The 22,278-nt window shown below is 50.3% G+C and carries 18 protein-coding genes; 17 read left to right on the top strand and 1 reads right to left on the bottom strand.

Annotated elements, in window-relative coordinates:
- Positions 1 to 140: 140 nt before the first annotated feature.
- A complete protein-coding gene (locus DXA87_RS12655; RefSeq protein ID WP_117504692.1) occupies positions 141 to 1,358 on the bottom strand; it encodes an ABC transporter substrate-binding protein in 1,218 nt (405 codons plus the stop codon).
- Between the two features lie 309 nt (positions 1,359 to 1,667).
- Here DXA87_RS12655 and DXA87_RS12650 point away from each other — a divergent pair, with 309 nt between their 5' ends.
- From DXA87_RS12650 to DXA87_RS12570, 17 genes are all read left to right on the top strand, one after another.
- Positions 1,668 to 2,570 (top strand): LysR family transcriptional regulator, encoded by a 903-nt coding sequence (locus DXA87_RS12650; protein ID WP_117504690.1) that lies wholly within the window; start codon positions 1,668 to 1,670, stop codon positions 2,568 to 2,570.
- A 211-nt stretch (positions 2,571 to 2,781) separates the two neighbouring features.
- Positions 2,782 to 3,423, top strand: a complete 642-nt coding sequence (locus DXA87_RS12640; protein ID WP_117504687.1) for a vitamin B12 dependent-methionine synthase activation domain-containing protein — start codon at positions 2,782 to 2,784, stop codon at positions 3,421 to 3,423.
- 23 nt (positions 3,424 to 3,446) lie between these two features.
- The gene (locus DXA87_RS12635; RefSeq protein ID WP_117504685.1) at positions 3,447 to 5,939 is read left to right on the top strand and encodes a homocysteine S-methyltransferase family protein; all 2,493 of its coding nucleotides are present in this window, start codon (positions 3,447 to 3,449) and stop codon (positions 5,937 to 5,939) included.
- Between the two features lie 396 nt (positions 5,940 to 6,335).
- Positions 6,336 to 8,102: an arginine--tRNA ligase gene (argS, locus tag DXA87_RS12630; RefSeq protein ID WP_117504683.1), complete on the top strand. Its 1,767-nt coding sequence runs from the start codon at positions 6,336 to 6,338 to the stop codon at positions 8,100 to 8,102.
- 199 nt (positions 8,103 to 8,301) lie between these two features.
- Positions 8,302 to 11,508, top strand: coding sequence for a DEAD/DEAH box helicase (locus DXA87_RS12625; protein WP_117504681.1), 3,207 nt, complete (start codon positions 8,302 to 8,304; stop codon positions 11,506 to 11,508).
- 151 nt (positions 11,509 to 11,659) lie between these two features.
- Complete coding sequence (locus tag DXA87_RS12620; protein WP_117504679.1) at positions 11,660 to 13,039, top strand: D-alanyl-D-alanine carboxypeptidase family protein; 1,380 nt, start codon at positions 11,660 to 11,662, stop codon at positions 13,037 to 13,039.
- A gap of 21 nt (positions 13,040 to 13,060) precedes the next feature.
- A complete protein-coding gene (locus tag DXA87_RS12615; RefSeq protein ID WP_015554108.1) occupies positions 13,061 to 13,264 on the top strand; it encodes a hypothetical protein in 204 nt (67 codons plus the stop codon).
- A 6-nt stretch (positions 13,265 to 13,270) separates the two neighbouring features.
- The gene (locus tag DXA87_RS12610; RefSeq protein WP_348982227.1) at positions 13,271 to 14,158 is read left to right on the top strand and encodes a metallophosphoesterase; all 888 of its coding nucleotides are present in this window, start codon (positions 13,271 to 13,273) and stop codon (positions 14,156 to 14,158) included.
- Between the two features lie 123 nt (positions 14,159 to 14,281).
- A complete protein-coding gene (locus DXA87_RS12605; protein WP_117504729.1) occupies positions 14,282 to 15,073 on the top strand; it encodes a segregation/condensation protein A in 792 nt (263 codons plus the stop codon).
- 88 nt (positions 15,074 to 15,161) lie between these two features.
- Complete coding sequence (scpB, locus tag DXA87_RS12600; RefSeq protein ID WP_117504677.1) at positions 15,162 to 15,923, top strand: SMC-Scp complex subunit ScpB; 762 nt, start codon at positions 15,162 to 15,164, stop codon at positions 15,921 to 15,923.
- Positions 15,920 to 18,052 carry an anaerobic ribonucleoside-triphosphate reductase gene (gene nrdD / locus DXA87_RS12595; RefSeq protein WP_117504675.1) on the top strand — a complete coding sequence of 711 codons (2,133 nt, stop codon included), beginning with the start codon at positions 15,920 to 15,922 and terminating at the stop codon, positions 18,050 to 18,052. The genes scpB and nrdD overlap by 4 nt, the downstream gene beginning before the upstream one ends.
- A gap of 308 nt (positions 18,053 to 18,360) precedes the next feature.
- Positions 18,361 to 18,855: an anaerobic ribonucleoside-triphosphate reductase activating protein gene (gene nrdG, locus DXA87_RS12590; RefSeq protein ID WP_015554112.1), complete on the top strand. Its 495-nt coding sequence runs from the start codon at positions 18,361 to 18,363 to the stop codon at positions 18,853 to 18,855.
- A gap of 26 nt (positions 18,856 to 18,881) precedes the next feature.
- Complete coding sequence (locus tag DXA87_RS12585; protein WP_015554113.1) at positions 18,882 to 19,196, top strand: hypothetical protein; 315 nt, start codon at positions 18,882 to 18,884, stop codon at positions 19,194 to 19,196.
- A 208-nt stretch (positions 19,197 to 19,404) separates the two neighbouring features.
- Positions 19,405 to 19,767 carry an Rpn family recombination-promoting nuclease/putative transposase gene (locus DXA87_RS18455; protein ID WP_242990600.1) on the top strand — a complete coding sequence of 121 codons (363 nt, stop codon included), beginning with the start codon at positions 19,405 to 19,407 and terminating at the stop codon, positions 19,765 to 19,767.
- Positions 19,694 to 20,221, top strand: coding sequence for a hypothetical protein (locus DXA87_RS18450; protein WP_242990601.1), 528 nt, complete (start codon positions 19,694 to 19,696; stop codon positions 20,219 to 20,221). Before DXA87_RS18455 ends, DXA87_RS18450 begins: the two co-directional genes overlap by 74 nt.
- A 391-nt stretch (positions 20,222 to 20,612) precedes the next feature.
- Complete coding sequence (gene tnpA, locus DXA87_RS12575; protein ID WP_015554115.1) at positions 20,613 to 21,053, top strand: IS200/IS605 family transposase; 441 nt, start codon at positions 20,613 to 20,615, stop codon at positions 21,051 to 21,053.
- Positions 21,016 to 22,134 carry an RNA-guided endonuclease TnpB family protein gene (locus DXA87_RS12570; RefSeq protein ID WP_117469343.1) on the top strand — a complete coding sequence of 373 codons (1,119 nt, stop codon included), beginning with the start codon at positions 21,016 to 21,018 and terminating at the stop codon, positions 22,132 to 22,134. Before tnpA ends, DXA87_RS12570 begins: the two co-directional genes overlap by 38 nt.
- The last annotated feature ends 144 nt before the right edge of the window (positions 22,135 to 22,278 follow it).

The raw sequence follows: 22,278 nt of genomic DNA, 5'->3' as shown, positions 1-22,278 counted from the left end.
CACCTCGGTATGTTTTCATTGGCTGTGGGCCAGTTTTTCGGGGAACGGTCTGGAAACATCACAACGCAGGCCCGTGAAAGAAACAAGAGGATTGCCGAAGCGACAATCCTCTTAACATGATGCCATTCTTAAATGATCGATTACATCGCCTGATATGCGCCGTCTACGACTTTGACAGCCTTCGGTGCCTTGTGCGGTTCGCCATCTTCTGTCCATGTCATGTCTTCACCGGTAAGACCATTGACTTTGATCTTTAACATAGCCTCTTTCATCTTATCGCAGGTATCGCTTACAGATGTCTCCGGTGTGATGTCAGCCTCTTCCATGGCAGCTTTGATCGCGTAGATCGCGTCATATGCGTCAGCAGCGAACTGGATCGGAGTCTCGCCATAGTTCTCTTTGTAAGAAGTTACAAATTTCTGGGTAAGCTCATCCTGGGCGTCAGCAGCAAACGGAGTTAAGAGCATTAAACCTTCTGCAAGCTTTGTATCAAAGTTCTCAACCTGAAGGATACCGTCCATACCGTCGCAGCCGAAGAATTTCGGAGCGTAGCCCATGGTGTCAGCCTGCTTGAGGATCAGGGATGCCTCTGTGTAGTAGATCGGAAGGAATACGAGGTCAGCGCCTGCGTCCTTTGCCTTCTGGAGCTGTGTGGAGAAGTCCTTGTTGGAATCTGCTGTGAATGCCTCGGCGTCCACGATCTCAAGACCCTGGTTTGCAGCCTCAGCAGCGAATTTCTCGTAGATACCGCTGGAGTATACATCGGAGCTGTCGTAGATCACTGAGATCTTTTCCGCAAGCTTGTTCTCAGCAATGTAAGTTGCGGATGCAGCACCCTGATCCGGATCGGAGAAGCATACACGGAACACGTTCGGGTTCTGCGCACACTCAACAGAGGAGCCGGACGGTGTGATCTGGAACATATTGTCAGCATTCGTCTTATCTGCAACAGCTACACACGGAGCGGAGGTTACAGTTCCCATGAGGACCTGCATGCCCCAGTCTTTTAATGTGTTGTAGGCATTGACGGATTTCTCGGCGTCGTGCTCGTCATCCTGGAAATTAAACTCGATCTGGTATCCGTTGATACCGCCGTCAGCGTTGATCTCATCAACAGCGATCTGTGCGCCGTTCTTAACTGCGAGACCATATACAGCAGCCGCGCCTGTGACCGGGCCGATACCGCCGATCTTGAATACTTTGCCGGAAGATGCTTCACTGGAAGCGCCAGCAGCGGCTGTTGTTGCGTCAGCTGCTGCAGCGGCAGTTGTCTCGGTTGTGGAAGATGAGCTTCCGCAGGCAGTTAAAGAAGCCGCCATTGCAAGTGCAAGGCTTAAACTTAAAACTCTTTTTTTCATAATTGATTCCTCCTCTGGAACTTGTTATCATGATAACCGTTCAACGCTCTGTCGAGTTGCAGTGAAGCGGTTAAAGATTATTTTGAATTATAGGGAGTTTGTTTCAAAATGTCAAGCAAATTTATTTTTTAACGAAAAAATTGTTGCAGTTTGGCTCTGCAGCGCACGGACCGCAACGACCAGAGCCGGTGTGCCTTTGCGGAATGGCGGTTCGGATTGACAAAATGACTCACAGTGGATAAAATTTGACATATCAGGAGCCGGGAAGGGAAAACAACAGGCCCGGATCCACCCGAAAGGAGACGTGTTATGACGCTGACGCAGTTAAAGTATGTGATCACCATCGCGGACACCGGTTCCATGAATGAAGCGGCGAAGCTTCTTTTCATATCCCAGCCCAGCCTTTCGTTGGCGCTCAAGGAGCTGGAAAATGAGATCGGGACAGAGCTTTTTAAGAGAAGCAACCGCGGCGTTGTCCTGACACCGGAAGGACAGGAGTTCTTAGGCTACGCGAGACAGGTAACGGAACAGTATAAGCTGATGGAATCCAGATATATTGAGAAAAAGAACGTGAAGAAGAAATTCGGCGTTTCCATGCAGCATTACACCTTCGCGGTAAACGCGTTTATCGAGATGGTAAAGCAGTTCGGTATGGATGAGTACGAGTTCGCGGTCCGGGAAGAGAAGACCTATGAGGTCATTGAGGATGTGAAGACGTTCAGGAGTGAGATCGGGATTCTGTATCTGAACGATTTCAACCGGAAAGTGCTCACAAAGCTTTTCGATGAGTCCGACCTGGAATTCTGCCCGCTTATGGACTGCGGGATCTATGTATATCTCTGGAAAGGCCATCCGTTAGCGAACCAGAAGGAGATCACCATCGAGGAGCTTCAGGAGTATCCGTGTTTTTCCTTTGAACAGGGAAATTACAACTCCTTCTATTTTGCGGAGGAGGTGCTGAGCACCTACAGCTATAAACAGCTGATCAAGGCCAATGACCGGGCAACCTTGTTAAATCTGATGGTAGGCCTTAACGGATATACCCTCTGTTCCGGCATCCTCTGTGATAATTTAAACGGTTCCGATTACTGGGCGGTGAAATTAAAGTCCGACGAGGTCATGACTATCGGATACTTAAAGAGAAAAGGGATCGCCCTGAGCCCGTTGGGACAGAAATATCTGGAGGAGATCCGGAAATTTGAAGGCATGTAGCATGCTGAATGGCAATAAGAAAAAACTATAACCAGACACATGGCGGATATATTGGACGATGGCGGATCGGACGTGATATGCTGATAAAGATCTGTCAGGGAAAGAATATGCGGACAGATCATAGGAAGAGAAATAGTTTAACCTCTGGTTATGGGAAGCTTAACTGCCGGTTATACGATCTATTATAATAAGGAAGGAACTCGTTCAAATCATGCAGACGGACAGAAAAGAAGCGCTCCGATATCTGGGGCTTGGAAAACATGAACCGGATCCGGAGACGGAACGGCTTTTGGAGGAATGCATCCGGGAAGCAGAACGCGCGGCGGAGTTCAGACACCTCGTGCGGGAGTATCCGCTCTCTGTGGAAGAGGACGGAACCATCGATGGCGGCTGCTTCCGGGTAAAGAGCGCAAACTTAAAAAAGAACCTGTCCGGCTGTGAGTCTGTGCTTGTGATGGCGGCCACCGTGGGGGCGGAGGTAGACAGACTTCTCGCCCGGTACGGAAAGCTTTCGGTCGCAAAAGCAGTGGTCATGCAGGCAGCGGCGGCAGCGATGGTGGAGGCTTACTGCAATGAGCTGAATGCCGGGTGGAAAAAGGAATATCTGGAAAAAGGTCTTTATCTGAGACCAAGATTTTCACCGGGTTACGGGGATTTCCCATTATCGGTCCAGAAACAGATCCTTGACGGACTGGAGGCAGGAAAGAGGATCGGGATCACACTGACAGAGGGATTTCTGATGCTGCCTTCGAAATCGGTGACAGCGGTGATCGGGGTGAGCCGGACACCGGCAGCCTGTGTGATCGAGGGGTGCGAGGCGTGCGGAAAGAAAGACTGCGCCTTCAGAAGATAAGTTGAAGAAGATAGGAGAGAGCCATGGGAATTCTGGAACTGATGAGGGAGAGACGGATTTATTTTGACGGAGGTATGGGAAGTCTTTTACAGGCCCGGGGTCTGAAGCCTGGCGAACTCCCGGAGACATGGAATCTTTCCAGACCGGAGATCATCACGGAGATCCACAGGGAGTACCTCGATGCGGGATCTGACGTGGTGACGACGAATACCTTCGGCGCAAACCATTTTAAATTTAAAGCGGAGGATGGATATTCCGTAAAAGAGATCGTGACGGCGGCGGTTCGAAATGCAAAAAACGCCATCGCGGCGGCCGGACATGGTTACGCGGCTCTGGACATGGGACCGACGGGAAAACTCTTAAAGCCATACGGTGATCTGGAGTTTGAGGACGCCTATGAGGCATATAAAGAGGTAGTCCTCATCGGAAAAGCGGCTGGCGCGGATCTTGTGATCATTGAGACCATGGGCGACGGATATGAGCTTAAAGCAGCAGTCCTGGCGGCGAAGGAGAACAGTGATCTGCCGGTATTTGCGACCGTCACGCTGGATGAAAAGGGAAAAATGCTGACCGGGGGCAACGTGGAGTCTGTGACGGCACTCTTAGAGGGACTGGGAGCCGATGTGATCGGTTTAAACTGTGGTCTCGGGCCGATCCAGCTGCTGCCGTTTATGAGAGATATGGCGAAGGTGTCCTCCACCCCGATCCTCGTCAACCCAAATGCGGGACTGCCGAGAAGCGAGGGTGGAAAGACCGTTTACGATATCGATGCCGATGAGTTTGCCACGGCGATGCAGGAGATGGCGAGAAACGGGGCGACGGTACTCGGCGGCTGCTGCGGAACGACACCGGAACACATCCATAAGACAAAACTTGCCTGCGATGATATTCCTGTCTGTGAAATTACGGACAAAAACCGCACGGTGATCTCCTCCTACTCCCACGCGGTGACATTCGGCGGCAGACCGATCCTGATCGGGGAGCGGATCAACCCGACGGGAAAGCCGAAATTCAAGCAGGCATTGAAGGATAAGGATCTGACCTATATTTTATCCATGGGTGTTGCCCAGCAGGAGAGCCGCGCCGATGTTCTGGATGTCAACGTGGGACTTCCGGGGATCGACGAACCCCAGATGATGGTGGACGTGGTAAAGGAACTTCAGGGCGTTCTGGATCTGCCTCTTCAGATCGACACCTCCGACCCGGTGGCCATGGAGCGGGCGCTCAGGATCTATAACGGGAAACCGCTGATCAACTCGGTAAACGGAAAGAAAGAGGTCATGGAGCAGATCTTCCCGCTGGTAAAGCATTACGGCGGCGTTGTGGTTGCCCTGGCTCTCGATGAGGACGGAATTCCGGAGACCGCAGATGGAAGGATCGCTGTTGCAAAGAAGATCTACGAGACTGCGGCAGCCTACGGGATCCCGAAAAAGGATATTCTCGTGGACTGCCTCTGCATGGCGGTGAGCTCCGATAAGAACGGGGCGCTCACAACACTGGAGACCGTGAGAAGAGTGCGGGATGAGCTTGGAGGAAAGACAGTCCTCGGTGTCTCCAACGTGTCCTTCGGACTTCCGATGCGTGAGAATATCAATGCCTCCTTCTTCCTTCTCGCGATGCAGAACGGACTTTCCGCGGGGATCGTGAATCCGAATCTGGAAGCCATGATGCAGGCCTATGACAGCTTCCTTGTGCTGTCAGCTCAGGATGAGAACTGCGCGGGATATGTGGGAATCTATGGTCCGAAGGAAGCGGAGAAGAAGAGACAGAAAGAGATCTTAAAGGCGGCGGCGGTGAACCAGGCAGCCGGGGTGAGTGGAGCGGCAGGCGCAGGAAACAGCAATGGAGCCGGAAATACGTCCGGCACAGGCACAGGAGCGGCAGATACCGGATCTGCGTTAAAAAAGAGCATTGTAAAGGGAATGTCTCAGGCGGCAGCCGATGCAGCGAAACTCGCCTTGAAGGACACGGATGCCTTAGAGCTCATCAATACGGATATGATCCCGGCCCTCGACGAGGTAGGAAAAGGCTTTGAAGCCGGAACCGTGTTCCTCCCGCAGCTTTTGATGAGCGCGGAGGCGGCGAAGGCAGCGTTCGCCGTCGTGAAAGAGTCCATGGAGGCCAGCGGTGAGGTACAGGAGAAGAAGGGAAAAGTGATCCTCGCCACGGTAAAGGGTGATATCCACGATATCGGAAAGAATATCGTGAAGGTCCTTCTGGAGAACTACAGTTTTGACGTGATGGATCTCGGACGCGATGTGCCGCCAGAGACCATCGTGGAAGCGGCAGTGAAGGAGCACGTGCCGGTGGTGGGACTCAGTGCCCTCATGACGACAACGGTTCCGGCAATGGAGGACACCATCAAGGCGCTCCGGAAGGATGCACCATGGGTGAAGGTCATGGTTGGCGGTGCAGTCCTGACACAGGAGTATGCAGATGCCATCGGGGCGGATGCCTATTGTAAGGACGCTATGGCTTCGGTGAATTTTGCGACGAGCGTGATCGGGGAAGCGTAAAAGATAAGATGATATTTTCAACTGCCAGGTCTTTCATTGAAACCTGGCAGTTCGATGTTCCTCCCCAATATGCCTGCCCATGACGTGTTCAGACCATAACCGAAAACAGCTCCTATTTCTTTCTGCACACGGGCAGGAGGTTTCTGGAGTGAAAATGCCGTACAATCCAGTGACAGTCGTGGGTTTTGTCGCGTTGAAATTCGAACTATCGGCAGGATCGGTTCCTGTTTATGTCATGCGTGGACGATAACAAAAATATCAACAGAACTATGGATTTTTCTACCGCGATACGGTATAATGATAGTTACTGTATAAGTCTGTGTCTGCAATTGCCATGTTTTTGGTATGGCACGGGAAAATGATGCAGACTGGCACGCTAAAAAAGGAGAAAATCAGATGAAAAAAATTCTGGATATCATCACGGATGAGATGAAAAAAGCTTTTGCGGCGAACGGTTACGATGAGAACTTTGCAAAAGTGACTCTGTCCAACCGACCGGATCTCTGCGAATACCAGTGCAACGGCGCGATGGCAGCCGCAAAGATATATAAAAAGAAACCGATCGATATCGCGAACGGTGTAGTAGAACAGTTAAAAGACAGCGAAGTATTTGAAGAAGTGAATGCCGTTATGCCGGGATTCATCAACTTGAAATTAGACCCGGCTTTCCTTTCCGGCTACATGAACGGAATGAAGGGTGCAAAGAAGCTCGGAATGGACGAGGTCGAGAAGCCGGAGACAATCGTTATCGACTACGGCGGAGCAAACGTCGCAAAGCCGCTCCACGTCGGACATCTCCGTTCCGCGGTGATCGGTGAGGCGTTAAAGCGTATGGGACGATTTGTGGGCCACAAGGTCATCGGAGACGTTCATCTCGGTGACTGGGGACTCCAGATGGGCCTTATCATCGAGGAATTAAAGGACAGAAAGCCGGAGCTTCCGTACTTTGACGAGAGCTTTACCGGAGAGTATCCGGAGGAAGCGCCGTTTACGATCTCTGAGCTTGAGGAGATCTACCCGGCAGCCAGCGGAAAATCCAAGGTTGACGAGGCATTCAAGGAGCGCGCCCAAGAGGCGACCTTCAAGCTTCAGAGCGGATACGCGCCGTACCGCGCGATCTGGAAGCATATCATGAATGTTTCCTTAAAAGATTTAAAGAGAAACTACGCAAACCTTGACGTGGATTTCGACCTGTGGAAAGGTGAGAGCGACGCGCAGCCGTATATCCCGGACCTGATCAAGGACCTCCAGGATAAAGGACTTGCATATGAGAGCCAGGGCGCTCTCGTTGTTGATATCGCCGAGCCGACCGATACCAAGGAGCTTCCGCCGTGTATCGTGAGAAAATCCGATGGCGCGGCCCTCTACGCGACTTCCGATCTTGCGACCATCGTTGAGAGAGAAGAAGATTTCAAGCCGGATCACTATATCTACGTAGTGGACAAGCGTCAGGAACTCCACTTTACACAGGTCTTCCGTGTCGCAAAGAAGGCAGGGATCGTTCCGGCAGACCGGAAGATGGATTTTGTCGGGTTCGGTACCATGAATGGAAAGGACGGAAAGCCGTTTAAGACGAGAGAAGGCGGCGTTATGCGTCTTGAGAACCTGATCGCAGATATCGACGAGGCGGCTTACAACCGTATCATGGAGAACCGCACTGTTTCTGAGGATGAGGCAAAGACGACAGCAGAGATCGTAGGTCTCGCTGCCTTAAAATACGGCGATCTCTCTAACCAGGCCACAAAGGACTATGTCTTCGATATCGACAGATTTACTTCCTTTGAGGGAAATACAGGTCCGTATGTTCTCTACACGATCGCGAGGATCAACTCCATCTTAAAGAAATACAGCGATACCTGTGAAAATACAGAGAATGGCGAGATCCTTCCGCCGTCCGCAGAGCCGGAGAAGACCCTGATGCTCGCCCTTTCCCGGTACAGCGATGTGATGCTTACCTGCTTCGAGGAGCTTGCGCCGCATAAGATCTGTGCTTACATTTACGAGCTCTCAAATGCGTTAAATCACTTCTATCATGAGACGAAGATCATCGCTGAGGAAGACAGGAAGAAACAGGCGGGGTACATCAGCCTTGTTACGTTAACACGTGATGTGTTAATGACATGCATTAACGTTCTGGGATTCAGCGCACCGGAACGGATGTGATGAAACAGCCTGTCATGCGGCTATGCAGAAGGGCAGGCTTGCCTGCACAGATGCATAGACATATGACGGGCAAAACTTCATGAGCAAGTAAGCCGACAGGCTGGATTGCGAATGAAGTCAGGATCGTGGGAGCACGTAGTGCGGAACGATCCGTTTCAGGGCTGGAAAGCAATAAAACAAACCGGGGGGACGGAATGATATGGAAGTAACGGAACTTACTGCCGAAGCCTTCTGGAAAGGCGAGACAGAGATCAGGGGAACCGTCATGGACGGGGAAGATGAATACCGTGTCCGTATCCTGCGCAAGGGTAGTCAGAATTTTGACTACTCTTGTTCGCGTATCAGTAAAACGGGAAGAAATCTCGGCTTTTGCGGAGTATCCTGCACACAGGGACCCGACGGGATCCCCATGTGCCCGCATGCCCATGCCCTGCTTGCGGAATGGCTCCGGAGAGAGAGCAGGGAGTCGAAACATCCGGTCTCCACATCCCAGAAAGTCCGGTTTATGGTCCGGGAGTACACGAACCGCGAGGTGAGCCGGATCATGGGGGCCTCCGAGGAGGGACATTACCGTCTGATCCCTATCGTTACGATCTCAAGAGACCAGGTGCGGGTCCGCTTCACGGTGGGCCGTGAAAAACAGTACCCGGTGAAGGATCTGACAGCCTTTGCGAAGGCGATGGAAACCATGAGCCTTGTCCAGTACGGAAAAGGGCTGGCGTTCCATCACAGTCTTCAGGCTTTTGATGAGGAGAGCCGGGCGTTGGCGCTTCTCATCATGGAACGTGTCGGCTTTTTTAGGGAACAGTACCGCGGAAACGGCCGGTTTTCCATGGAAGCGGAACCGGCGTTAAAAGAACTGATCCTGGGAAAAGCCGGACGAGAGCGGTTCTTTGCCATCATGGACGGTCAGACCATCGAGTGTGAGGATTACCGGAAAAAAAAGAGAATGCTGACGGTAAAACGGGAAAATCCTACATTTACCGCTGTTGTAAAGAAAGAGGGACGGGACGGGATCAAGGTCATTGTTGACAAGGACATTATGGCCTTTTCCGGCGAAAAGTCCTTATTTATCGCGGACCAGGAATCGATCTGCCGCTGCGATCCAGACTACACGGAGTGCCTGACCGTATTCATGGAATACATGGTCATGGGGCTTGATGCGGAGAATGAAGTCTCCGTCAATGACCGGGACATGCCGCTCTTTTATGAGAGAGTTTTGAGAAAGCTGGAGTCTTTCGGACTGATCCGCTCCGAGGGCGTGGATCCCGAGAGCTACCGCCCGAAGGAATTGAAGGCCTCCTTCTATTTTGACAGCGATGCCGCTGGAACCGTCACCCTGCGTCCGGAGCTCGCCTACGGCGATTTCTCCTTTCACCCGCTGGCGGACGAGAATTTCCCGAAAGAGATCTGCCGGGATGTCCCGGGAGAATTCAAGGTGAGCCAGCTGATCACCACCTACTTTAAGTATACGGAAGACGGATCCGGAAACCTCGTGATCAAGAATGACGACGAGGCGGTATATCGTCTGATCTCCGAGGGCATGAAGAAATTCATGGATACCGGGGATGTGTTCGTGTCCGAGTCCTTCAAGAAGATCCACGTCCTGCCGCCGGTGAGCACATCGGTCCAGGTACGGACGCTGGGAAGATGGCTGGAACTTGAGGTAGACACTGGGGCGCTTCCGCGGGAAGAACTCGCTGCGGTGCTGGCGGCTTACGGAAAGAAAAAGAGCTTTTACCGGATGAAGAACGGCGATTTCCTGACTCTGGGGGATGGCGGACTTCTCACGGTCGCAAAGATCGCGGAACAGCTCGGTGTCGCGAAGGAACTTGTGGGTTCCGACACGATAAAGCTCCCTGCATACCGCGCTATGTTCCTGGACGCGGCGTTAAAAGAGGATAAGAGCGTCAGCGTGTACCGCGACCAGCTGTTCAAGGCTGTGGTCCGTGGCATGAAGGACGTGGAGGACAGCGATTATGAGATACCGAAACGCCTTGCATCGACGCTTCGAAGCTACCAGAAGGTGGGCTACCGATGGTTAAAGAGCCTGGATGCCTACGGCTTCGGCGGAATCCTTGCGGACGAGATGGGTCTGGGAAAGACGATCCAGGTCATCGCCCTTTTGCTGGATGAAAAGGCAGAGAACGGCGGCACGTCTCTCGTGGTGTGTCCGGCATCCCTGGTATACAACTGGGAGAACGAGTTTGCCCAGTTCGCCCCGGAGCTTAAGATCATGACGGCGGCGGGGAACCAGGCAGAGCGCGAGGAGATGTTCGCAGCTTATGAGAAGGAGCGCCCGGATGTGATCATTACGTCCTACGACCTCTTAAAGCGCGATATTCTCTGGTACCATGAAAAGGAATTCCGCTTCGAGATCATTGACGAGGCCCAGTACATCAAGAATTCCTCCACACAGGCAGCGAAATCCGTGAAGGCTGTTCCGGCAAAGACGAGATTTGCCCTGACAGGAACACCCATTGAGAACCATCTTGGGGAACTCTGGAGTATCTTTGACTTCCTGATGCCGGGATTTTTATTCACGTCACAGAAGTTTAAGCGTGCGTTTGAGATGCCGATCGTGAGGGACCAGGATCCAAATGCCCTGGTTCAGTTAAAAAAGCTTACGGGACCGTTTATTTTGAGGCGTTTAAAGAAAGATGTCTTAAAGGAACTTCCGGATAAATTAGAGACGGTTCTCTACTCCAACATGGAGGGCGAGCAGAAAGACCTCTACACGGCCGCGGCAGCTTCCTTAAAGGAACAGCTCATGGAGGGAACTGACGGAGATTACGGAAAAGAGCGGATGCAGATCCTCGCGGAGCTCATGCGTCTGCGCCAGATCTGCTGCGAGCCGTCTCTATGCTTTGACGGCTACAAAGGTGGATCCGCGAAGCTCGATACCTGTATGGAGCTTCTCTTAAACGGAACATCTGCGGGACATAAGATCCTCCTGTTCTCCCAGTTTACATCGATGCTTGAGATCATCGCGAAGCGCTTAAAGAAGGAGAAGATCCCGTTTTACCTGCTCACCGGCTCCACGCCGAAGCGGGACCGCGTGCAGATGGCGTCTTCGTTCCAGAAGGACGATGTGATGGTGTTCTTAATCTCACTGAAGGCCGGCGGAACCGGATTAAATCTCACTGCGGCGGATGTGGTGATCCACTACGATCCGTGGTGGAACGTGGCGGCACAGAACCAGGCCACAGACCGCGCCCACAGGATCGGGCAGGAGAACCAGGTCTCCGTATTCAAACTCATCACGAAGCACACCATCGAGGAGAATATCCTGAAGCTTCAGGAGATGAAGCGGGATCTGGCGGATACCGTGGTGACGGAAGGAACAGGAGCGCTCAGCAGTATCACGAGAGAAGACCTCATTCGTATGCTGGACGAAGATATATAAGCGATATGCCCGTATCAGACGGACATACGGTTCCTGTCAGCGCGAGACGTAGACGGGAATGCTTGAAGCGACATAAGAAAATCGACAGAAAATTGCAAAGCTTTTTCGGTGGATCTATGGTAGCATAGAGAAAGAAAAGGAGGAAAGAAAAATGAGAAAAATGAACAGATTTATCCCGGTCGCACTTGCATGTGCCATTTTTGCGGCACAGCCGGTGCAGGCGGCTACGATCATCCGGGACAGCGATAAACAGGCCACCAGCCAGAACAAACAGACGACAAACACGACCCAGAATCCCCAGGCTGGAAACGAGGGCGGTCCGGGATATGAGGACAGCAAGCCCAATACATCAAATAATACAACAAACACAGCCGGTCAGAGCCAGGTGAGCGCAGAGGCAAAAGCGGCAGCGGATGCCATCGCAAAGCCGACGATCTCCGCGGAGGCCGGAATCCTCTACGATGTGACGAACGGAAGAGTTCTCTTCGAGAAGAATGCCGATGAGAAGCTTGCTCCAGCCAGCACCACAAAGCTTATGACAGCGCTTCTCGTGCTGGAAAAAGCAAACCTGGACGACAAGGTGACATTCTCAAAGACAGCAGTCACAAACCTGGAGTCCGGAGCTGTGAAGATCGGACTCGTGGAGGGCGACCAGGTCTCCGTGAAGGACAGCCTCTATGCCCTGCTTTTAAAATCTGCCAATGAGGTCGCAAACGGACTCGCGGAGCATGTCTCCGGCAGTATTTCCGCCTTCGCGGAGCTCATGAACGCGAGAGCGGCGGAGCTCGGCTGTACGAACACACATTTCGTGAATCCAAACGGCTTAAACTCCGATCAGCAGTATACTACATGCCGCGATATGGCTAAGATCGCAGCTGCGGCCTTCGCAAATAAGACGCTCTGCGAGATCGACTCCACATTGAGCTACAAGTTCCCGGCGACAAAGGCAGCTGCGGCAAGAACCATCACTCCGGGCCACAAGATGCTCTACCCGAACGATTCCAGATATTATGCGGGAATCGTCGGCGGAAAGACGGGATATACTTCCAAGGCAGGAAATACTCTTGTGACTTGCGTGGAGAAAAACGGCGTCCGTATGGTTGCGGTGATCTTAAAATCCAAGAGCACCCACTATGAGGATACAAAGAAGATGCTGGACTATGGCTATCAGTATGTCAATACAGAGAAGTCCGGAAGCACATCCGCAGGAAAGCAGACAACTGCCGGACACTGGGTACAGGATAACGGCAGCTGGAGATACGAGTTTGCCGACGGAACAAAGGCAGTAGGAACGATCTACACGATCGATGCCGCTGATTTCGGTTTTGATACGGACGGAAAGATGGTAACCGGATGGAAGATGTTCGGCACCGAGTGGCACTATTTTGAGACAAACGGAAAGATGGTAAAGAGCGCATGGAGACAGGATTCCGGTAAGTGGTTCTATCTCGACGCGGAGGGAAAGATCGCGAAAAATACCACGATCGATAACAAGTATGTAGTCGGCGCAGACGGCGCATGGGTACAGTAAAAATAAAAAGGAGTATTGATCATGAAAGAAAGAGTAAAAGTAATGCAGGACGTGTACGAGAACCGTTCCACAAATAAGAAGGCAGCAGGATGCACCGTCATCATCAGCGGAGAGATGAAGGAAGTTATGGATAAGATCATCGCAAAGCATCCGGAGTACAAGAGCTATGCACAGGCATTCGCAGGCGTTGTTGAGCGCGGGATCCGCGTATTTGAGGAGGAGTAATCCGATTTGGGAACAGCAGTGTTTCTGGCAGCCAGTGTCATGGCTTTTGGGGCCGGCTGCCTGGCACGTTCCCGGTATGAGAGGGACTGCCTTGTAACGGAAGAGTACCGGATCGCCTCGGAGAAGATCCACGGACAGGGAAAGACCATCGTCTTCCTGACTGATCTCCACAATAAAGAATTTGGGGAAGAGAACAGCCGTCTGCTTGAGACCGTGCGGAAGGTGAAACCGGATGCCGTACTTTTTGGCGGGGACGGAATGGTTGCAAAGAGGGGAAATTCTGATGTCAGGATCCCGCTGGCGCTTCTGACAGAGCTTGCGAAGGAGTTTCCGGTGTACTGCGGAAACGGAAATCATGAGAGCCGGATGGTCTGGAAGACAGATGTTTACGGGGAAACTTATGAACATTACCGGATGGCCCTGGAAGATGCGGGAATCCGTTATCTCTCCAACGAGGCGGCGGATCTCGACAGCGATATCAGGATCTATGGACTGGATCTTCCAAAGAGCGCCTATCGGCCGCGGTCGGGAGAGATCCCTGAGGGTCTTTTGAAGGAGACCCTGGGAGAGCCGGACCCTGAAAAGTTCTGTCTTCTTCTGGCCCATTCTCCGCTGTTTTTTGAGGAGTATGCGGCGTGGGGAGCGGATCTCACACTTTCCGGACATTTTCATGGCGGAACCATCCGGCTTCCGCTTGTGGGCGGAGTCATGACACCCCAGTACCAGTTCTTTTATCCGCGCTGTGCGGGATATTTTGAACTTCCGGGAAAAGGAAGAGAAAAGAGCCGGATGATCGTCGGGCGGGGACTTGGGACCCACTCGATCAATATCAGGCTGAATGATAAACCACAGGTGGTTGTTGTGAGGCTCTGCGGGGCTGATACGCAGCAGTAGGGACAAAATGTGAACGGCGTGATGAAGAGTGTGCATACGCACATTCTTTTTTGCGGTTATATATTGAATTGTTGGACATGGGATTTCTGAATGGAAGACTGTGAAAACATACTTGAGGTGCATATGGAATTATCGTACAAACTGGAAAAGTTTGAAGGTCCGCTGGATCTTCTTCTCCATCTGATTGAAAAAAACAAAGTGAATATCTACGATATCCCGATCGCCGAGATCACGGACCAGTATATGGAGTACGTGCGGCAGATGGATGAGGAAAATCTGGATGTGGTCAGCGAATTCCTTGTGATGGCGGCGACGCTTCTCGACATCAAGGCGCGGATGCTGCTGCCGAAAGAAGTGAATGAGGAGGGCGAGGAGGAAGATCCGAGAGCGGAACTTGTGATGCGTCTCCTGGAATATAAGAAATACCGGCTGATGTCGGAGGAACTTAAGGACATGGAGTCCGGGGCGGACCGGGTGTTCTACAAGGATCCGACGATCCCGCCGGAGGTCAAGGAATATGCAGAGCCGGTGGATCTCGATAAGCTCCTGGACGGAGTGACGCTCACGAAGCTTCAGAAGATCTTCGAGTCGGTGATGAAGCGGCAGCAGGATAAGATCGACCCGGTCCGCAGCACCTTCGGAACCATCAAAAAAGATCCGGTGAGTCTGGAGGACAAGATCACCTCTGTTCTGGGATATGCCAGAAAGCACCGGAAATTCAGCTTCCGGCAGATGCTGGAAAAGCAGAACGACAAGACAGAGGTCGTCGTGACGTTCCTGGCACTTTTAGAGCTCATGAAGGTGGGGAAGATCCATCTGATCCAGGAACATCTCTTTGACGACATGTGCATAGAATCTCTTGAGCCGGAAGGCGAAGAAGAGGATATTGCTATCGATGTCACAACTGCTCAGTAGGTTTGCGCATTTACTGCGCGGGACTGTAAAAAATCGGACAGTTCCGTTACCAGTATGAGTAGGAGAATACCACTGTGGAGGAAAATGAATGAGGGTGGAAAATCTGAAAAAGCAGGAGTCCGTTGTGGAGTCCGTGCTGTTTACCATGGGGCAGTCTGTGGAGATCCGCCAGCTTGCGGCAGCGTTGGAATCGGATGAGGAGACGGCCATCCAGGCCGTGGAGCGCCTGAAGGAGAAATATGACAAGAGAAAGGCGGGCATGCAGATTGTGCGTCTCGATGACAGCTACCAGATGTGCAGCCGCACCGACTATTATGAACATCTGATCCGCGTGGCGGCGACACCAAAGAAGCAGGTGCTGTCGGACGTGGTGATGGAGACGCTGGCGATCATCGCCTACAAGCAGCCGGTGACGAAGGCAGATATCGAGAAGATCCGGGGAGTAAAGTCGGATCACGCGGTGAACCGCCTTGTGGAGTATGACCTGGTGTATGAGGCGGGCCGTCTCGATGCGCCTGGAAGACCGGCACTTTTTGCCACGACGGAGGAATTTCTGCGCCGCTTCGGAGTCGGATCCACGGAACAGCTCCCGGAGATGAATGTGGAGCAGCGGGAGGAAATCCGGAGCGAGGTCGAGGAGGAGCTGAACCTTAAAATCGACGAGGAAGGTCATCTGATCGATGAGCCGGAAAAGGATGCGGGGACGGCAGAAGAACCGGTAGATTCGGAAACTGGAATGGAAAAAACAGAAGAAAATGAAAGTGGCACAATCATAAGCAATACAGAGATAGAGAAAGAAATAGAAAGCGAAGACAACAGCGAAACCGATGAGGAGGATTCCATATCATGAAATGCAGTGAGATCAAAGTGATCAAGAAAGACGGGACAAAAGAAGAATTCAATGTCCAGAAAGTCCTGGCGGCGGTGAACAAGTCCGCAAACCGTGCGATGATAATCTTCTCAAAGGCTGAGAGCAAATTTATCTGTGAGTTCGTGGAGGAGAAGGCGGAGGAACTGGACCAGTCAGAGGTGCCGATCGCCCAGATGCACAATATCGTCGAGGGCGCCCTGGAGCGCGTCAATCCGGTGGTCGCAAAGAGTTACCGCGATTACCGCAACTACAAGCAGGATTTCGTCCAGATGTTGGACGAGGTCTACAAAAAGAGCCAGTCCATCATGTATATTGGCGACAAGGAAAACAGCAACACCGACAGCGCCCTGGTCTCCACGAAGCGGAGCCTGATCTTCAACGAGTTAAATAAATCCTTATACCAGAAGTTCTTTATGACGGTGGAAGAGCTTCAGGCATGCCGTGACGGATATATCTATATCCACGACATGTCCGCAAGACGTGATACGATGAACTGCTGCCTCTTTGATGTCAATGAGGTCTTAAGCGGCGGATTTGAGATGGGAAATATCTGGTACAACGAGCCGAAGACCCTGGATGTGGCCTTTGACGTTATCGGCGATATTGTCCTGAGTGCCGCAAGCCAGCAGTATGGCGGTTTTACGGTGCCGAATGTGGAGAATATCCTGGCGCCTTACGCGGAGAAATCTTACGGAAAGTATATCACAAAGTATATTGACCTTGGCCTCGATGAGGAGAAGGCAAAAGAAGTGGCATGGAACGACGTTCAGCGCGAGATGGAACAGGGATTTCAGGGATGGGAGTACAAGTTTAACTCTGTTTCCTCCAGCCGCGGTGACTACCCGTTTATCACCATGACAGCGGGAACCGGAACAAGCCGCTTCGCGAAGATGGCCACTATCACGATGCTGAACGTCAGAAAGAAAGGTCAGGGAAAAGAAGGCCACAAGAAGCCGGTACTGTTCCCGAAGCTTGTATTTTTATATGATGAGAATCTCCACGGATCGGGAAAAGAGCTGGAGGACGTCTTCGAGGCAGGAATCGAGTGTTCCTCAAAGACGATGTATCCGGACTGGCTGTCATTGAGCGGTGAGGGATATATCGCCAGCATGTATAAAAAGTATGGAAAGATCATAAGCCCCATGGGATGCCGCGCCTTTCTTTCCCCGTGGTATGAGAGAGGCGGCATGGAACCGGCGGACGAGAATGACGTTCCGGTGTTTGTTGGCCGCTTCAATATCGGCGTTGTGAGCCTGCATCTTCCGATGATCCTCGCGAAGGCGAGACAGGAGAGCAGGGATTTCTATGTGGTCCTCGACTACTACCTGGAGCTGATCCGTAAGATCCATATCCGTACCTACGCGTACCTCGGCGAGATGCGTGCCTCCACGAACCCGCTTGCCTACTGCGAGGGCGGATTCTACGGCGGACATTTGGGGCTTCACGATAAGATCAAGCCGCTCTTAAAGACCGCGACGGCGTCCTTTGGAATCACGGCGTTCAACGAGCTCCAGAGACTTTATAACGGAAAATCCCTGGTGGAGGACGGCGCCTTTGCCATCGAGGTGTTAAAGCATATCAACGAGAAGGTGGAGCAGTTTAAGCATGAGGACGGAAACCTCTATGCGATCTACGCCACACCGGCGGAGAATCTCTGCGGTCTGCAGGTAAAGCAGTTCAGGAAGAAGTACGGAATCATTGAGAATGTCTCTGACCGCGAGTACGTCAGCAACGGCTTCCACTGCCATGTGACTGAGGACATCACTCCAATCCAGAAGCAGAATCTGGAACACCGGTTCTGGGAGCTCTCCAACGGCGGAAAGATCCAGTATGTGAAGTACCCGATCGACTACAACAAAGAGGCGATCCGCTCCCTGGTCCGCCGCGCCATGAAGATGGGATTCTACGAGGGAGTAAACCTGTCCCTGTCCTACTGCGATGACTGCGGGCACGAGGAACTGAATATGGATGTGTGCCCGGTCTGCGGAAGCAAAAACCTCACGAAGATCGACCGGATGAATGGATATCTGAGCTATTCCCGCGTAAAAGGCGATACGAGACTGAATGATGCGAAGATGGCCGAGATCGCTGAGAGAAAGAGCATGTGATAAAACCAGTTTGCAGTGCACGGATTCAGGCATAAAAATGTGTTGCAAGCTTGCTTGCATAAGCATTTTTCTGCCTGAATCCGTATAGGGCGAACGCCCGAGAGATTCTTGTTTTCATGTAAATGAAAACAAGAATATGAGCACTGCAAACGAGCGAGACAGAGCTCATAAAAATGTGTTGCAAGCTTGCTTGCATAAGCATTTTTCTGCCTAAAGACGTATAGGGCGGACTTCCGAGAGATTCTTGTTTTTATGCCAATAAAAACAAGAATATGAACACTGAAGAATACAGATAAAGGATAAAGAAAATGCGATACCACAACATAACAAAAGAGGACATGTTAAACGGTGATGGCCTGCGCACAGTCTTATGGCTGGCAGGCTGCAGCCATGCTTGTCCGGGCTGCCAGAATCCGGTGACATGGGATGTGAAGGGCGGACTTCCGTTCGATGAGGCAGCGAAAGAGGAGCTTTTTGAGGCACTTTCCCCAGCCTGGATCTCCGGGGTGACCTTTTCCGGCGGTGACCCGCTCCACTGGCAGAACCGGAAGGAGACAGGAAATCTCATCGAGGAGATCCACAAAAAATTCCCGGAAAAGACCATCTGGCTGTATACAGGATTTCTCTGGGAAGACATCAAAGACCTCCCGTTCTTAAAATATGTGGATGTTCTCGTCGACGGCCCGTTCGTTGAAGCGGAAAAAGATGTGACCCTGCACTGGAAAGGCAGCGCGAACCAGAGAGTGATCGACGTGAAAAAGAGCCTGGCACAGGGAAGTGTAGTTCTTTACGAGTCAAAATAGAATAATGGAGTGAAGGAGGAAGGCACATGTTCACAAAGTATATACTCTGTATTTTAACGATTGAATGGGCCGTGATTGGTACCTGGCTGTTAAAGGGAAAAGGAAAGTCCTACGAGCGGATTCAGAAGAACGATAAGATCCATGAAAAAGACCGTTTCATCCGCTTTCAGGGAATGAACCTTTTGTATCTTGCCCTGACTTCTTTCCTCGCCCTGCTCACAACATTCGCAGGCTCCGACCGCCTCACACTCCTCTTTTTCGCCGCCGTCTGCCTGTGTCTGTTCGGCCGGCTTCTCTACGGAAACTGGAAATTCGGCGGAAAGATCTGGATCCGGTGGTAAAATAGAATAAAAAACTTATTTTTGGGGCTGTCGCATTAGCATATCAGTTAGTACGGCAGTCCCATTATTGATATCAGAGTCGTTTTTACACGAAATTAAAGTTTATATAAACTTTATAATTTTAAACGTTTGATAACTTGAGACTGGTCCGCAGCTGGTTTATAATGAAGAAAATCATACAAAAGGTTCCTGAAAAAGAAAGGAAAACATGAGAAAAACATATCAGGAACTTGAATTTAAGGATGCGTTTATGTTTGCGGCGGTCATGTCCGATGCGGAAAGCTGCAGGGGAGTGCTGGAGCGGATTCTGGGAATCCCGATAAGAAAAGTAATGGTTCATGCGGAACATGTTCTCTTTGTAAATCCGGAAACAAGAGGTGTCCGTCTTGATGTGTATGCGGATGATGAACATGGAACGGTCTATAATGTGGAGATGCAGACAACGGACAATAAAAAATCTGCCGAAAAGAAGCAGGTATTATCAAGGACAGATGGATATGGATGCTTTGAAGACAGGGGAAGATTTTGCAAGGCTGCCGCAGAGTATCGTGATCTTTATCTGCACATTTGATCCATTCGGAAGAGAGCGATACAGGTATACATTTGTGGAAACCTGCAGAGAAGATGGGGAACTTCTGGAGGATGGAACCTGCAAGATTTTTCTGAACACGAAAGGGAAAATTGAGACAGGGATAGGACAGGAACTTGTACGTTTCTTAAAGTGGATCGGTGAGCCTGATGCCGGGAAGGAAAAGGAAGAAAATGATCTGCTTATCACGAAACTTCGGACACAGATCACAGATTTAAAGAAAAATCGGGGAATGGAGGAAAATTATATGTTGTTTGGTGAAATGTTGGATGAAGAAAGGCGGCAAGGGCAGAAAGAAGGACTGCAGCAGGGGAAAATGGATATACTTTTAAAACTGCTGCAGGAGCATAAGATCGACGTCAAGACAGCAGCATCAATTATGGGAATGAATGAGGATGAGTTTGCAAAAGCGGTAAAAGAATGCCAGGAAGTCTAAAACAATATTTAAACAAGTCATAAAATCTAGAGACAAATCTAACTATTTTTAATCTATCGTATCTGAAAACAAATCGATAAAGAATCAAAGAATGAATATCAGGAATCTATGTATGATTTAAAACAGGGCAGGATTCCAGAGGAATCCTACCCTAAATGTGATTGTAAACGATATTTAACAACACTTTGCAAGAATTCTCCCATCCTCTTTAGGTGGTGAGATGAATTGCCTTTTGGGAAAATCATGCAATATCTGGCATCTTAAAACTGCACATATCTGTGTACATAAATGAAAACAAGCATAGAAGAACAAATGTTCTAAAAGACATAGACAAACAAGTGTTCCTGTGTTATGATATAATCAGTCGAAAGTAAAAGGAAAGGCTGATTTTATGAGAAAATTGGACAGTAATGCGCATTCAGTATTTCTACTCTATTATCATTTGATTCTGGTTATAAAATACCGAAAAAAGATACTGACGGATCCTGTTTCTGATCGGGCCCGGGAGATTTTTGAATATATCGCTCCGAAGTATCATGTTACATTAGAGGAATGGAATCATGATCGGGATCATGTTCATATCATGTTCCGGGCCCATCCGAAATCGGAACTCAGCAAATTTATTAATGCGTATAAAAGCGCAAGCAGCCGATTGATAAAAAAAGAGTATCCGGAGATTCGGCAGAAGCTTTGGAAAGAAATGTTCTGGAGCCAGAGTTTTTGTCTGTTAAGTGCTGGTGGTGCACCCATTGAGGTTATCCGCCAGTACATAGAAACACAGGGAGAAAAGAAGAGTGAACATCGTGTACCGTTTTCGGATCTACCCGAATAAATCTCAAAAAGAACTATTTGCAAGGACATTTGGCTGTGTGCGTTTCGTGTATAACCGGATGCTGGCAGAAAAGAACGAATATTATGAGAAAACCGGAAAAGTATTAAAGGTTACGCCTGCAAAATATAAGGCAGAGTTTCCGTGGCTGAAGGAGGTAGACAGTCTGGCATTGTGCAATGCACAGCTGCATCTGCAGACAGCCTACAAGAACTTCTTTCGGGATTCTTCGGCTGGTTTTCCGAAGTTCAAGTCAAAAAAGAATCCGGTGAGAAGTTATACGACAAACTGCGTAAATGGAAATATTACTTTGCAGAATGCGAAACTGAAACTTCCGAAAGCAGGTTGGATCCGCATAAAACAGCATCGGAGTATCGATGATCGTTACATATTGAAGGGTGCCACCGTCAGCCAGGAAGCAGATGACAAGTATTATGTATCATTACTGTATGCGGCAGAAGAACCGGGACATGAAATCAGGCCAGTAAAAACCGCAATCGGACTTGATTTTTCCATGAGCGAATTGTATGTAGATTCCCATGGAGCTCATGCAGATTATCCCCACTTTTTCCGAAAATCCCAGGAAAAACTTGCAAGGGAGCAGCGCAGGCTGAGTCATTGCGAAAAGGGGAGCGGCCGTTACATGAAACAGAAAAAGAAAATAGCCAGACTCCATGCTCATATCGCACGTCAGCGGAAAGACTATCTACACAAGGAATCCAGAAAGATAACCAATTTTTATGATCTTGTGTGCATAGAATCTTTGAATATGAAAGAAATGAGCCAGGATTCAAGGTTCGGAACGAGTGTTCATGATAATGGATGGGGTATGTTTACTGATTTTCTTTCCTACAAATTAGAACGTGCCGGTAAGAAACTGGTTCGTATTGATAAGTGGTATCCCAGTTCAAAAATCTGCAGCTGTTGCGGAAAACTCAAAAAGGAGTTGAAACTGGAAGACCGTATCTATAGCTGCACCTGTGGAAATCAGATGAACCGTGATGAGAATGCAGCTATCAATATTTGCAGGGAAGGATTGAGAATATCGGGAGTTGAACTTGAAACAGAAAGAAAAATTTCCTGATCTCCGCCCAAAACGTAGATTTTGTTCGGGACTGCGTAGATACGAAACAGCCCCGCTCGTAATAACAGAACCGTGGGACACACGGGGATAGCTCGCCTATGCTTTGCCCAATAGGGCAATCGAACGAGAAGCCCCCACTTCAAG

The sequence above is a fragment of the Desulfotomaculum sp. OF05-3 genome (assembly GCF_003435535.1).
GTDB lineage: Bacteria > Bacillota > Clostridia > Lachnospirales > Lachnospiraceae > Pilosibacter > Pilosibacter fragilis.
This window is presented reverse-complemented; position numbering and strand designations above follow the sequence as displayed.

Bases quoted from the DNA above. Each gene is read 5' to 3' on its own strand.
- DXA87_RS12585 (WP_015554113.1), top strand. From the start codon at position 18,882: ATGTTCACAAAGTATATACTCTGTATTTTAACGATTGAATGGGCCGTG.
- DXA87_RS12655 (WP_117504692.1), bottom strand. From the start codon at position 1,358: ATGAAAAAAAGAGTTTTAAGTTTAAGCCTTGCACTTGCAATGGCGGCT.
- nrdD (WP_117504675.1), top strand. From the start codon at position 15,920: ATGAAATGCAGTGAGATCAAAGTGATCAAGAAAGACGGGACAAAAGAA.
- DXA87_RS12605 (WP_117504729.1), top strand. From the start codon at position 14,282: ATGGAATTATCGTACAAACTGGAAAAGTTTGAAGGTCCGCTGGATCTT.
- DXA87_RS12640 (WP_117504687.1), top strand. From the start codon at position 2,782: ATGCAGACGGACAGAAAAGAAGCGCTCCGATATCTGGGGCTTGGAAAA.
- DXA87_RS18455 (WP_242990600.1), top strand. From the start codon at position 19,405: ATGAGAAAAACATATCAGGAACTTGAATTTAAGGATGCGTTTATGTTT.
- DXA87_RS12620 (WP_117504679.1), top strand. From the start codon at position 11,660: ATGAGAAAAATGAACAGATTTATCCCGGTCGCACTTGCATGTGCCATT.
- tnpA (WP_015554115.1), top strand. From the start codon at position 20,613: ATGAGAAAATTGGACAGTAATGCGCATTCAGTATTTCTACTCTATTAT.
- scpB (WP_117504677.1), top strand. From the start codon at position 15,162: ATGAGGGTGGAAAATCTGAAAAAGCAGGAGTCCGTTGTGGAGTCCGTG.
- DXA87_RS18450 (WP_242990601.1), top strand. From the start codon at position 19,694: ATGGATGCTTTGAAGACAGGGGAAGATTTTGCAAGGCTGCCGCAGAGT.
- DXA87_RS12615 (WP_015554108.1), top strand. From the start codon at position 13,061: ATGAAAGAAAGAGTAAAAGTAATGCAGGACGTGTACGAGAACCGTTCC.
- DXA87_RS12625 (WP_117504681.1), top strand. From the start codon at position 8,302: ATGGAAGTAACGGAACTTACTGCCGAAGCCTTCTGGAAAGGCGAGACA.
- argS (WP_117504683.1), top strand. From the start codon at position 6,336: ATGAAAAAAATTCTGGATATCATCACGGATGAGATGAAAAAAGCTTTT.
- DXA87_RS12650 (WP_117504690.1), top strand. From the start codon at position 1,668: ATGACGCTGACGCAGTTAAAGTATGTGATCACCATCGCGGACACCGGT.
- nrdG (WP_015554112.1), top strand. From the start codon at position 18,361: ATGCGATACCACAACATAACAAAAGAGGACATGTTAAACGGTGATGGC.
- DXA87_RS12635 (WP_117504685.1), top strand. From the start codon at position 3,447: ATGGGAATTCTGGAACTGATGAGGGAGAGACGGATTTATTTTGACGGA.